At 42.9% G+C, this 13,651-nt stretch carries 11 protein-coding genes; 2 read left to right on the top strand and 9 right to left on the bottom strand.

What is annotated here, in order from left to right; genetic code table 11:
- Positions 1 to 14 precede the first annotated feature (14 nt).
- From MHH56_RS03715 to MHH56_RS03690, 6 genes are all read right to left on the bottom strand, one after another.
- Complete coding sequence (locus MHH56_RS03715) at positions 15 to 1,613, bottom strand: response regulator (RefSeq protein WP_339206690.1); 1,599 nt, start codon at positions 1,611 to 1,613, stop codon at positions 15 to 17.
- Positions 1,588 to 3,534, bottom strand: a complete 1,947-nt coding sequence (locus MHH56_RS03710; RefSeq protein WP_339206688.1) for a histidine kinase — start codon at positions 3,532 to 3,534, stop codon at positions 1,588 to 1,590. Before MHH56_RS03710 ends, MHH56_RS03715 begins: the two co-directional genes overlap by 26 nt.
- Before the next feature lie 116 nt (positions 3,535 to 3,650).
- The gene (locus MHH56_RS03705) at positions 3,651 to 5,315 is read right to left on the bottom strand and encodes an extracellular solute-binding protein (protein WP_339206686.1); all 1,665 of its coding nucleotides are present in this window, start codon (positions 5,313 to 5,315) and stop codon (positions 3,651 to 3,653) included.
- A 79-nt stretch (positions 5,316 to 5,394) separates the two neighbouring features.
- Positions 5,395 to 6,282: a carbohydrate ABC transporter permease gene (locus MHH56_RS03700; RefSeq protein ID WP_076268752.1), complete on the bottom strand. Its 888-nt coding sequence runs from the start codon at positions 6,280 to 6,282 to the stop codon at positions 5,395 to 5,397.
- Between the two features lie 18 nt (positions 6,283 to 6,300).
- Complete coding sequence (locus tag MHH56_RS03695) at positions 6,301 to 7,236, bottom strand: ABC transporter permease subunit (RefSeq protein ID WP_339209495.1); 936 nt, start codon at positions 7,234 to 7,236, stop codon at positions 6,301 to 6,303.
- 242 nt (positions 7,237 to 7,478) lie between these two features.
- Complete coding sequence (locus MHH56_RS03690) at positions 7,479 to 9,107, bottom strand: cellulase family glycosylhydrolase (RefSeq protein ID WP_339206684.1); 1,629 nt, start codon at positions 9,105 to 9,107, stop codon at positions 7,479 to 7,481.
- A 709-nt stretch (positions 9,108 to 9,816) separates the two neighbouring features.
- Between MHH56_RS03690 and MHH56_RS03685 the strand changes: the two genes are divergently transcribed.
- Positions 9,817 to 10,269, top strand: a complete 453-nt coding sequence (locus MHH56_RS03685) for a hypothetical protein (RefSeq protein ID WP_339206683.1) — start codon at positions 9,817 to 9,819, stop codon at positions 10,267 to 10,269.
- Here MHH56_RS03685 and MHH56_RS03680 read toward each other — a convergent pair.
- Entirely contained in the window at positions 10,256 to 10,609 is a 354-nt protein-coding gene (locus tag MHH56_RS03680) for a DUF3221 domain-containing protein (protein WP_339206682.1), read from the bottom strand. The two genes, MHH56_RS03685 and MHH56_RS03680, sit on opposite strands and share 14 nt — an antisense overlap.
- A 249-nt stretch (positions 10,610 to 10,858) precedes the next feature.
- On the opposite strand from MHH56_RS03680, the gene MHH56_RS03675 reads away from it, so the two are divergent.
- On the top strand, positions 10,859 to 12,061 hold the full coding sequence (locus MHH56_RS03675; protein ID WP_339206680.1) for a carboxylate--amine ligase: 1,203 nt from the start codon (positions 10,859 to 10,861) through the stop codon (positions 12,059 to 12,061).
- Between the two features lie 113 nt (positions 12,062 to 12,174).
- Here the strand turns inward: MHH56_RS03675 and MHH56_RS03670 are convergent, their stop codons facing one another.
- Both MHH56_RS03670 and MHH56_RS03665 read right to left on the bottom strand, forming a co-directional pair.
- Complete coding sequence (locus MHH56_RS03670) at positions 12,175 to 12,795, bottom strand: DUF1361 domain-containing protein (protein ID WP_339206679.1); 621 nt, start codon at positions 12,793 to 12,795, stop codon at positions 12,175 to 12,177.
- A 90-nt stretch (positions 12,796 to 12,885) separates the two neighbouring features.
- Positions 12,886 to 13,392 (bottom strand): HEAT repeat domain-containing protein, encoded by a 507-nt coding sequence (locus tag MHH56_RS03665; RefSeq protein WP_339206678.1) that lies wholly within the window; start codon positions 13,390 to 13,392, stop codon positions 12,886 to 12,888.
- Positions 13,393 to 13,651 lie beyond the last annotated feature (259 nt).

Here is a 13,651-nt window from a genome sequence, read left to right as displayed (position 1 = left end):
GCAGCTCCTCCCCTCTAAAGCCTATGTTCTACCGATTCTTTGCTCTGATCAGCATCTGATCTCACCTTGATTCGATATTCCTGCGGCGATATTCCCTCAAGCTCCTTAAACACACGAGAAAACTGCTTGCTGTTCTCAAAGCCAACGGCGCTGCCGATTTCCTGCATCTTCTGATTGCCTTCGAGCAGCAGTTCTTTGCTTTTGCGAATACGAATTTTTTTTAGAAACAATACAAAATTCTCGCCCGTATGAACCTTGAACGCTTCACTGAAATAGGAGTAATTAAGGCCAACATAATTACTCACAACAGCCATATTAAGCGGACGATAATAGTTATCCTCCATATAATTAACCGCTGCTTTAATCTCTGAATGCTCGCTATATGCTGAGCGAATGCCTCTGACATAGTCGTTCACGCTTGAGAGCAGCAGCTCCAAGCTCCGATAATAGTCGTGAAAGCTGCGGAAATTATCCATGCTCCCCACTTTACGATACAACTTCAATACTTCGATCGACTCTTCACCGTAAATACGAAATACTTCGTCCAAAACCTGCTCATTGATCATTTTGCCTACCAGCTTTAAGTAGCCAATATCTACATTTGGTATATCCTCGGTATGGAAAATCTGCTTCAGCAGCTCCTGAACCTCCCGTTCCCGATCGGTTCCGAGCATATTGCCAAGCTTGCGAATTTCTTCTTCTGGCACCGGATAATACTGCCGCTTCGCTCGAATGTCCTCATGATGCAGCAGACGGCAATTCGAATAAATGAATGAATATTGCAGCGCCTCAGAAGCTTGCTTATAACAATGAAACAGATCTTCGATTTCATTCCCCTCGGCGCTTATCCCCATGCGCAGTCCATCCAGTTCCTTCCCGCCAGCCTGCCTAAACAATTCTTCGAACTGCAATGCTGGGCTGCCGATCAGAACGAGCTTGCCTTCACTATCTAGAAACCAGACATCCAGTACGCCTTTAATCGGCTGCATCATTTTCTCCACTAGCAGCTTGAACTCTTCTTTGTTCATGGAGTCGCCGCTCTCCGATTTATAATTCAAGACGGCAACAGTAAACGGTCTAGTAAACTGCTCAAATCCTATTTTAGCTTCCAGATCATTTGCAAAATCGTAAGCAGGGTCATCCTGCCTGAACCATTCCTTCAGCCTGTTTATCCGCAGCTGTTCACGGTACGTATCGCTTACCGCTACCCGCTCAGCTAATTCAGCTTGTGCTTGCAGCGTGTGCTCGCTCTTTGTGAGTGATTCAAACAGCTCGTCCCGCCGAATAGGCTTAAGCAAATAATCTTTAACCTGGTATTCTATCGCAGCCTTTGCATAGGAGAAATCGTCATAGCCGCTTAATATAATGAAGATCGGTTTCTGCTCCGGCTCCGACTCCTGAGTTAGCTGCTTAATGAGTTCAATTCCATCCATCACGGGCATGCGAATATCCGTAATTACGATGTCTGCTCGTTCATTGCGATATTGTATTAACGCATCTTCTCCATGAATCGCCATTCGAATGTGATACAATTCGGGAAATTCTCTCTCAATCATCGTCTTGAGCCCTAAACGGATATTTTTCTCGTCATCTACGATCAGCATTGTTCTCATATCCGGAACTTCCTCCCATCAACAGTACCTTAGGAAGGGTAATGACTACTTCTGTAAATTGCCCTTCTCTGCTATATACCTGTAATCCATATGGCTTGCCATAATAAAGCCGAATACGCTGATGAACATTGCGCAGGCCGATTCCAAACGCTTGTTTTCCTTTTCCCGCTTCTTTCTCTGAAGAAATCCCGTTACTATTATCGGTGTGAATCATGTCATTTAACCGCTCCAAGCGGGCCGCTTCAATACCCATGCCGTTATCTCTCAGCCTGATGATAATGCCTGCATCCTCATCCTCAATAACATCAATTAATATTTTGCTCTTACTCTCTTCCACACCCGTCCACGCATGTTTTACTGCATTTTCTACGATTGGCTGCAGGGACATCTTAAGCACTTCAATCTCCAGCAGCTTCGGTGGTATATTTAGTTCCAGCTGAATCGGTTCGTCGAACCGAATATTCATGACGGCAATATAATTCTGAATATGGCGAAGCTCATCCTGTAAGCTTACATACTCGCCAGACCACTTGAAATTATAACGCATCATCCCGCCAAGCGAGGTAAGCGAATCGGATATCGTCCGCTGGTTTTCCATCTCTGCGAGCATCTTAATATTCTCGAGCGTATTGTACAAAAAATGCGAGTCGATCTGACTGTGCAGGGTGCGCAGCTCGGCCTCTTTCGTTAGCGCCTGCTTCTTAACTCCCTGGGCAATTAGCTCATTAATTGTATGAATTAATTTGTTAAAATGATGCGCTAGCTCGCCTATTTCTCCGCCTCCGCCCAAAGGAAGCCCCGTTGGCATTTCTCCTCTTCTTACTTTCTTCATTGCCTCTGTGAGGCGACTCAGATTTTTGAGAATAAAGGAGTTCATTAAATACGTTATGAAGGACAATAGACCGATCAAAATAATATTAGCAGCGATGATTTGTCTCTCGGCTCTGGATACGCGTTCATCAACATTTTTTAACGACACCACATTAAGAATATGCGCACTGACTTGTTCCACAGGCGTGGAGACCAGCAAATAAGGATGCTTATTTACAGAAAATCGCTTCTCTTTAACCCCGTGCTCATTCATTTCCCGGAACTCTTGCAAAATGGCTTGATGAAGCTCTGGATCACTGCCGACAAACGGTTGATTGTCATCCATAAAAATAGTTCCGTTGCCATCAGCAAGCATCATCTGTGACCCGTCATCCTTAATATTGGCAAACGCTTTAGGCGAGAACTGCTTCAGCAGCATTTCGACTTGGATAATCCCAACACGCTTGCTTCCGGAATTCACGACGCGCAGGAGTGAAACCTTCGGCATTTGCTCGTTAACATCCGTCACGTAACGATGCAAAATGTCGAGATCCTGCTCTTTGAATATCCACATCTCCTTGCTATCCAATTGATCCAGTTTGGCATACCACGGCTCTTTTTGAATCCGGCGTTCATGGAAAATAATCGGCCAAACTTCGGACATATGATCATTGTTTGCAAACAAACGAAGATGGGCAATATTCGGATTATTGATTTGAATGTTGATCATGTCGGTAAGGGTGCCACGATATAAGTCGAGGAGCTCTTCAACAGGAAGATCTTCATCCTTTGAGATATAGTCCAAAATTTCAGATTTCGATAACGTGAGCTGGGCAGCCCGTTCCATAGCTTCAATCTGATTTAGAACATTCACTTTCTCCATTTCAAGCAAGTATTGGCTTTGCTTAAAGGTATCGTTAATATAACTATCCCTAATCTGATTAAAGAGATAGTTCGATACGCCGATGCTAGGGATTAATAATATGACGATATAAGCCGCCACAAGGCGGCTTTGCATCGATCGATGTCCTAGCCAATTCGTAGCAGACTGAAGATGTAACCGAAATTTTCTGCCCATAATGCTCTCACTTCCGCTCTGTATTTCATTCACTCGATTAACTTCCCCATCAAGCTATTCTTATATTGCACAAAAAGCACCCCAGACCGTTTCCGGTTCTGGAGTACCTTTCGCTGGGGTCTTCCCCCTAAGTGGTAGAAATGATTATATTATTTGGCTGCGTCCAACTTCGCAACATTTTCTTCGTATTTCTTTTGTTTGTAGGCTTGTACTTTGCTGAATCCAAGAGTCTCACGTTTCTTTAGGAAATCGCCCCAAATTTTATCGAACTCCGCATCCGATTTAGCAAGCACTAGTTTTGGCAATACTTTGCCAAACTCTTGATCTATTTTTGTGTTCATAATACCTTCGGCTGAAGTGCCAGTTGGGTTCAGCTGGTCGAATTCCGACAAGCTCTTCGCCTTGCCGCGAGTCCAATCTTCCAATTGCTTGAATGGCTCAACAGCTGGCGGAGACCAGATTGGCGTTAGGTTCGTATCCATCATCATCCAGAACGTGTGGGATGCGCCAAGCTGCTTGTCGAAAGCGCCACGATCTGTATTCAATAGATTCAATGCGTCTGGCAAGAACTGATCTTTGCCATCAATATTATCCCAAGTTACGCCTTGTTTACCGAAGAACGTATCATGCTGTCCTTCTTCCGAGATCAAATAGTCTAGGAAACGAATCGCGCGCGCTTTGTCTTTCACATCTTTGGAGATCAGTGTAACTGTCCAACCTGAGATCGATGGACCAGCAAGCGTCGGCTGATCAAGGTTAGTATTAGCAGGACCGTCTACAGCAATGTAGATGGAGTTCGGATCATTTGCAAATAGTGCATTTTGTTGGTTTGCAAGGTCAGATCTAGCGTAAAGCATTGCGAAATAACGGCCTTGTGCAATTTTTTCTTCCATTTGCGGGCGCTTGTCAATGAAGATATCTTTCGACAGCAAGCCGTCTTCGTTCGCTTGACGCATTGTTTTCAGCCATTTTACGTATTCAGGATCTGTATTGCGATCATACAGCTGACCATCTTTATCGTAAGGAATAGCAAGGAAGTTCTGAATATAATGTTGAAGCGACGCGTTGCCTGTGTCGCTGAAATCATACATGCCCAGTGGAATAAGCGGTTGGCCATTCACATCAGGATACATTTTTTTCGCAGCCTCAAGTGCATTCAAGAAGCCTTCCGGCGTACGCATATCCGGTTTGCCTAGTGCTTCGTACATATCTTTGCGCACAAGGAAGGTTTGCGTAGATGTAATGTTGTCTCCGAATTTCTCATAGTCCTTAGGTGATGAGGAAGAGTTCGGATAACCGTATACATTGCCGTTTTCTTGTTTGTACCAAGAAAGCTTAGCAGGGTCTGTTACTTTGTAGAAGTAAGGGTCATATTGATCAGCAAGCTCGTTCAGCGGTAGGACTAGATCGCCTTCGATCATTTTCTTAACCGCATCTTCGTACCAGCCTAGTGTAATAAAGTCAGGCAAAGAGCCCGAAGCGATCATTGTATTCATCTTCTCAGCTTCGTTGCCGGCTGGAACGATGAAGTTAATGTTAACGCCAGTTTTTTCAGTAATATATTTCGAAGTCGCATCTACGCCCCATTTGTTAGGGAACCAAGAGAAGTTGATGTACCAGTCGAACGTAATCGGGCTTTTATCCACTTCCCAGCCCTTATCGTCCTGAGTAAGCTTCACTTGCTCAGCAGGAGCGCCATTGCCCTCTTCTTTGCCATTGTTTTTGTTGCCGCCTGAAGAGCAAGCGGTCGTAAAGACTAGAACCGTTGCGACCATCAGCATCAATACATTTTTGAGCTTAAGCTTCTTGTTCATGTTTGTCTTCCCCTTCTCTGTATGAATGATTATATATGCAATCCTCTGCTCAATAAAGGGCGGAAGGTACTGCCATAAGTTAACCTTTAATCGAACCGATCATCATTCCTTTTACGAAATACTTCTGCAGGAACGGATATGCGATAACGATTGGAAGGGTCGTGACAACCATCGTAGCCAGCTTAATGGATTGTGTAGTAACGGATTTCCCTATACCTCCAGGGATAGCGGCCAACATTTGGCTAGAGCTGGACTGAGCAACAATACGGTACAAATAGGTCTGTATCGGCTGCATGTCCATGTTGTTCATGTAGATTACGCCGGCAAAATAATCATTCCATTGGTATACCCCGTGAAACAAAGCAATTGTAGCGATAACAGGCATCGATACTGGCAAAATCACTCGCACAAAGATCGACCAGTCATTTGCTCCGTCAATTTTAGCAGCTTCCTCAAGGCCATCCGGAATATCCCGGAAGAAGGTCATGAAGATAATAAGATCGAAGAAGCTGAACATGGCAGGAATGATATAGACCATGAAGTTATCCAGCAAATGCAGGTCTCTCATAAGCAGGTAGGTCGGGATTAGACCGCCGCCGAAGAACAAGGTAACCGTTCCGAAGAGAATATATATTTTGCCGCCGATGAGGCCTTTGCGTGAGAATGCATAAGCAACCATCGCCGTAAAAAACACGTGAAGCACCGTGCCAAGCAGTGTTTTGGCTACGGTAATTCCCATCGCAGTCATGATGCCGCTGCTTTGGAAAACCGCGTCGAAGCTCTCGATGCTGAAAACCCGCGGCCACCAGTAGATCCCGCCGCGCATGCCGTCCTGCCCTTCATTGAAGGCATTGACCAGCACATACCAAATCGGATATAGGGTCGCGAAGCAAATGAGCAGCATACCGAAATTGTTGAAGATATCGAAAAATGCTTCTCCTTTTGTTTTACGTTTAATATTAAACACGGTTAGTCGCCTCCGTTTCTAGAACAGTGATGTATCGTTCATTTTTTTCGTTACTCGGTTTGCAATAAGCAATAGAATTAATGCGATTAAAGACTTAAACAATCCGACAGCAGTCGAGTAAGAATAACGTCCTTGCTGCATACCCGTCTGATAAACATAAATATCGATAACGTTGCTCGCGCTCTCATTCAATGAGTTGCGCAGCACTAGAATCTGGTCAAAGTTCGAGTTAAGCACGCCGCTCACTGCTAGAATGAACAGGATGGAGATCGTCGCCTTAATGCTAGGCAAAGTAACGTACCACATTTTTTGAAAACGCCCTGCTCCATCAATCGTTGCTGCTTCATACAACTCCGGCGATACACTGGCAATAGCCGCAAGATAGATAATGGCGGACCAGCCAAGCTCTTTCCAAATATCTGATGTAATGATGATGCTCCAGAAGTAGCTAGGCTCTGCCAAATAGGAAATCGGCTCATCGATGAAATTAAGAGCAAGAAGAACATTGTTAATAATCCCAACATCCGAAAGCCAAGTGGCAAGAATACCGCCGAGAATAACCCATGACAAAAAGTGAGGCAAATACGAAATGGTCTGAATCGCTTTCTTGAAGCCGACCGAACGAACCTCGTTTAGAAATAATGCAAAAATAATAGGTAGTGGAAATCCGATCGCAAGTTTGATAAGACTGATGCCGAGTGTATTTTTCATGACATCAACGAAGCTCTCATCCTGGAAAAACTCCTTAAAGTGCATAAAGCCCACCCAAGGCGCCTCGCTTATGGATTTAACAATGTTGAATTCTTTAAAGGCGATAATAACGCCATACATAGGAACGTAGTTGAATATAATCATCCATAGCACGCCTAGTAACGCCATAATTTGAATGTGCCGTTGGCTGTACAACTTTTTGAACCATTTGCTTCTTGCTGCCTTTGCGTCCGCAGCAGGCAAGGAAGCAGGCGCTGAACCTAGCTGTGTTTTCAAAATAATTACCCCCATGCTGTTGAAAATCTGATGTAAGCCCTTGCATCTCTTATACTTTAATTGTAGATTGTTGGCTCCTGTCTCGTAAGGCTTTAGATTTCGTATTCAGGTGACCATTTTTCGGTTTTGGGTGCATCTACCGTTTTTTGCGCACAAAAAAATGTGATGCTGGCAGAACCTGCCTCGCATCACATTTTGGTTTTTTCATTCTATTTAGCAAACGAAAATTCAATCCAATCCAAATCCACACTGCCGCTTAAAATACGGATGATGACACGAACTGCTCCAGCTGGCAGATGGATGTCCTTTAGAAGCAGGCTCTCCGTCCAATCCTCACCGTTTACCTCACAGCTCACCGGCTCTTGGCCTTCTAGTTCAACGGATAATGTCGCTTGACCCTCAGCTGCTAGCAGTCGCGCTTGCAGATCAAATGACTTTGCTTCGACGCACAAAGCATCATACGCGAGCCAATCCCCTTGATGCAGCTCAACACAAAGCGTATTATCCTCTGCCCAAACCTTGCCGCCCTCTGAATGATAGCTTGGCATCTCGGTCTTGCCCGTAATCATCCTCATTGGCACGCCGTCACTTGCACGCAGTCCTGTCTTGTTCGTTTTCTTGTTCACGATGCCAAAGCCAGCACCCTCACCTTGTCCATAAAATTCAGCAGGAATCTGGAGCGGAAGGTGACGCAGCAGCGCACGGGATATGCCTGGGAACGCATCACAATTGTCCACTTTCAGATTATCGAGATATTCATTTAAGATCGCTTCCGCCGTTGCTTCAGCCGGTTTAGCGCCGCCCTCCAAATAAGCCGTCAGCAGATTCCAGCCTTCTGGCATACGAATAGAGTACGGAGAATTTGATGTGTTCATCTTTTTCCACGTCCAGAAATTCCACGAAATCTGATGGTCCTCGAACATTTGGAATGCTCCGCTGTACCACTGTGCGTTATTTTCACCGCCTTCACCCATGAAGATCGGCACATTCCACTCCTCACGCTTATCTATATACTTCTGAATACTTTCCGTATCGGGGTTGTTCCAATACTTATGGAATTGCAGCATCAAATTATCATCAAATTTCTCTGTGAATACACTCCAGTCCGTTGACCAATGCACCCCTTCAATAATGATCATATGACGCTTGTCCACTTCACGGATCGCTGCTGTAATTTCCTTGTGCAGCGGCTCTACAAGATCATTATATTGGTTAAACCAATCCGGAAGAGGTTCATTAAAGAGGTCATATCCGGCAATAATCCAATCGTCTTTATAGCGCTCTGCGAACATTCGCCAAATCGCGATCGTCAGCTCTTGGTTGCGGCGATCCGTAAACAGCTCCGGCAAATCATTTTCCGAATCGTCAATGTTGGCTCCCGTCTGCCCGCCTGGCGCCCCGTGCATATCCAAAATGACATACAGCTTATACTTTCTGCACCATTCAATCACTTCATGAATTCGTGCAAGCCTCTTTTCATTAAAAATGATCTCTTCCCCTTGTTCTAGTATTCCGCGGGCATTGATTGGGAACCTCACGGAATTAAAGCCCTGCTTCGCCACTTCGCGGACATCAATCTCATCCACATAACGCTCCACATAACTATCCCAGAACTGTGCTGCTTTCTCTTCGCCGATTAATTCCTTGACCATCGCCTCGATTTTGCGCGGACGGTCTCCGCCTTGCGGAAACTTCCACATATAGCCTTCCGGCAGCAGCCAGCTTCCGAACCCAACGCCTCTCAGCACAATTTCTTTGCCGTCTCCATTAACCAACTTTTTACCTTCCGCCCTTACGAAACCGCTTACATCATTGTTGTTGCTATACACGCTCATCATCGGATTGCCTCCTTATATGTATGGTTTGGAGCTATCATTGTTACTCTCTCAAAATATAGCACATGACCGCAGCTTACGGTGAGCATTCCGAAATACGGAGAGCATATCCGAAAGGCGCAGCCTTTTAGCAGCCGATTTGCGTTTTAGTTAGTGTATAGCAAGCAAACATCTAACTGCATTTGTATGCGAAAAGGTAAAGTAACACGTCGAACTATCCACCAGAAGTATCATGAGTACCACGGAGGTGACAGTAAGTACCAGCGGTTACAGAGATACCTGAGATACCTGAGATGCCAGGGATACCAGCAGTTCCAGAGGTACCTGAGGTGCCAGAGATACCAGCGGTACCAGCAGTACCAACACTTCCAACAGTTCCAGAGGTATCATCATTATCTGTAACGAATCTGATACACGTTATCCGCCTACATTTTCACCTTTAAAAAATGTAACGAACACAAGCAACCTTATTTCCTTCAAATCGTCTCTTTACGTGATCAAAACTACCTAATAGCGTTGCTGTGATTCGTTAGCATCTTTAAACATCACTTTTCCGCAAAATAAGCTCTTTACGATTCGTTAGACTTTAACTTTTATTAAATGGATAATCCATCCAAATAATGCAACCTTATCAATCATTAAGGTGTCTATATGATTACAAGAAAATGTCGCAAGGCAGCATTATTATTATGTTGGGGGTGTACTATCGGATATGTCGAAAATAAAACCAGTATTTTTCATTTTATTATGCATCATCATCTTAGGCGGATGCTCCAAAGATACAAATAGCAAGGAAAATAAGTTTATTTTAGAAGATGTAACTAAAGCGATTGAAGCTCAGAAGTTAGAGCTAATATCCTATGGGATAACAGGTTACCCACCGAAATTAAACGATGTTATTCCCGAGGTCTATTCCGTAGGAATGCCACTAGATAAGAAAGAAAATGAACCTGAGTTTATGCATTTTTATATCTTTCAATCTGAAAAAGATCGTATTAATGGGGCTGAAGAACTCCATAAACAAACAGAGAATGTCGATTCCAAATCGTTTCCGAGATTATATCAGGAAGGAAACGTTCTGATCGTTTACTGGAGTGACATCAAGGAGAACACACGACTAGACAAACCTATTGAAGCCGCGTTAGAGCAGCTCAAGAATGCCTAATAATCTCATCCGCTACTGCTTGAGGTGGGGATGACAACATCGTGTAACCCTTTGTTTTGATCGTTACTCTTTCGCCGATCCTTAGGTCATTGTAAAGCTCTCTATCATCAACGCGAATAATCATCACATCGTTATGATTTTCGTTATTCAAAAAATCAGAAAGCGTCTTTGTTTTGGCCTCTTTTTTGGAAATGTTATAGACAACAAATAGGGTTGGAGCGTCATTGCTGTTAAGTTGTTTCTCTAGAATGTAATCGCCTTTTTCGAATGGTTTATTAATGCCAATGATTAACCCGCAAACTGCAACAGCAACTAGCAAATACGCTATCCATTTTCTCATCTTTTTCCTCCCTATTTGAATTACTACATTAACACGTGTCATGGCCATTCTCCTCTTACAAGATACTTAAGCTTGCAATAATTACCTTAATAACTATTCTAATACAGTAGAGCAGACAATGGCTATATCCATCAAAATGTGTTTGATAATGAAATACCCTCATGATATATTTAGCAATATTTAGGAGATATTGAAAACAACGCGAATGACATAACTATTTCATATGACTAAGGAAGCGAGTGTTGTTTCGTGGAAAATAAAGCTGTCGTACTTGGCTCAAACTTTTACACAGGTTTAAGCATTATAAGAGGCCTCGGTTCCAAAGGGATCTATACAGTAGCAATGGATTATTCCAAGCAAAATACATATGGCGCCAAATCCAAATACTTAAGCGAGCAAATTATTGTTCCTCATTATAAACAGCAGAAAGAGGAGCTTCTGCACTATTTAATCGACTACGCCAAAAAGCAGGACAAGAAGCCTGTCCTTTTTCCGAGTGTCGACCCTTATGTGGAGTTCGTTGATTCTTATTTGGACGAGCTCAAAAAGTACTACCATATCAATATGAACGTACAAGGCTTTTGGAGCAATATTATGGACAAGGAGTATCTCCATACCCTTACAACAAAACACGGTGTATTAGTGCCAGAATCGATCAGCCCAGCTGAGGAACGATTTGAAGAACGAGTCGTTGCTGAGATCGGCTTTCCATGTATCGTGAAACCCACGGACTCTCCAGCTTTCGTGGACTTCTTCCGAGCCAAAATATTCACATGCCATAAATTGGAGGAAATGAGAGTAGCAATCGAGAAATCGAGGCAAGCTAAACTTCAGGTTATCGTGCAAAGAATTATTCCCGGCTTCGATGATCATGTCTACACCTTTGATGCCTACTTGGATCAGAGTTCAAAGGTAACTCACTGGATGACCTGTCAAAAACTACGGCAATTCCCGATTAACTTTGGCGCATCTTCCTTCACAAAGCAAAAGTACATAGAGGAGCTTTACCACATCGGTGCCCCTTTTCTAGAAGCGATTGGCTATAAGGGCTTCGCCGAAATTGAATTCAAGAAGGATGCGGTAACCGGCAAGTATTATTTGCTGGAGATTAATGCGAGAACGACTACACTGGACCCTCTCCTTCAAAAATGTGGCGTTAACTTCCCACTGCTCGCTTACAACGAGCTAGTAGGCAAGCCGATTGGAAGCTATGCGATTACAAGCGATACAGGGATCGCCTTCTGCTTTTTGTTTGAAGATCTTATTTCATCGCGCGATTATGTCCGAACCAAACAGTTAAGCGTCCTGCCAATCGTTAAATCCCATTTTGTCAAAAGAGCGCCTGCCATCTGGAGCCTAAGCGACCCAGCGCCTGCCGTATCATTCTGCTATATGGTATTCAAAAAAATAGTGAGGAAAGTTTCACAACTGAGGGTAATACGGCAGCCGTAACTATTAGACGTAAAGATAGCACAATAGGAAAACCTCCTGTTAAAGCAGCTGAATCAGCTCAATCAACAGGAGGTTTTTATGAAATTTTGCTATAAGTTAGGCTGTTTCCTCCATCAAGCTTCGTTCCCTTTTGAATCTACAAAAAACCAATAAACGATAAATTGTAAAACGCTCATCCATAGGATGAATAGCAATGAATTTCCGTTTAATGAATCTAGCACTTGTTTCAATAAAGACAAAGGCTCCGTAAACAAATGAATAGAATGAAAGCGTAAAAATCTTCCTATATAAATCCCTAGACCGCCGAGCAGCATAAATACAAATAAAATCAGTTTATTCCACTTTGTATTTATAAGAAGCAGTTGAATCTCTTTGATCATTAAAATGTAAAAAAATAGAGCTATGAAAACCCCGCTGATTAACACAAAGAAGTTCCACCACTCATTAACGTGAAGTCCCTCCATATAATCAAACGAAAAGAAATTGAGATGAATCAGATCGGTTACAACGTAGAACACATTTGGCGAGAGCAGGATGAAAACGATAAAGAAAACAAAACTAACCAGCATATTTCTTTTCTTATGCGACTTAAATAAAGGCAGCAAAAAAGACAGCTCCAGTGCTGCAAAAGCAAGAAATAAATTAAAAATCATAAATGAATAATAGTTATCCAACGTAAACAGAAGCGCTATATACGTAAAAAAAGAAATTCTCGCCTTAAATCGATTATTCATCCAAACACTCCTATTAGTATCCATTTTATGCATTTTCGGGTGAAAAGGTATCAAAAGCCTTGCGAGATTGCCTCGCAAGGCTTTTTCGTTCTACTTTTGAAGCCGATTGGCTAATATTTTCCCTAATGCCTCTTCCGCTGCAAAAACTTCAATCGGGCTATCAGGATTTTCTCGGGTATGCTTTAACCGTTCAATTGATTCATCATTAATGTGAGCGGGATCAATGAAAGACAATGCCCATGCTGCCCAAAAACAAGCTTTATCATTTGTGGAAGCGAGTATTTGCAGTAAATAAGGGACACTATGGCTGCCTATTCTCGTTAAAGTTAATGCAGAGGCCATTCTGAGCTGTTCATTGTCCTCCTTCAACAAGGCAGCAACCTGAGCAGCAGATTCTGATGCTGCTTCGCCAAACTCACCTAGTACAACAACGATCATAGTACGTACAGATACATCCGTTACATGCAGTTGTTCGATTAAAGCTGGAATTACACTTGTCCCTTGTTTTTTCAAATTATGTATCGCATGAAACGCTTCTTGTGTATTTGTGCTGCCTAGTTTCATGATATTAGCATCAAATGGTTTTAAGTCAGACATTGTTTTATCTCCTTTTTATAAGATAAAAAAAACAAATCCTTTAATGTATACAAATCTCAAAAAGATGACACACTACATTTTTCCATTCCAAATGTAAAACGTTTTTTTCTGAAAGAATGTTGCGGAACATACACCTCTAAGCTCAGGTATCACCTCATTGTAAGTACAACTCATGAATTTTTCCTTATAATCTACATTATCCAACATTAAGATTGAACATTTGTTCATTTATGATTTTACATATGTTCAAAGTCGTGTT

It is taken from the genome of Paenibacillus sp. FSL K6-3182 (assembly GCF_037976325.1).
Lineage (GTDB): Bacteria > Bacillota > Bacilli > Paenibacillales > Paenibacillaceae > Pristimantibacillus.
This window is presented reverse-complemented; position numbering and strand designations above follow the sequence as displayed.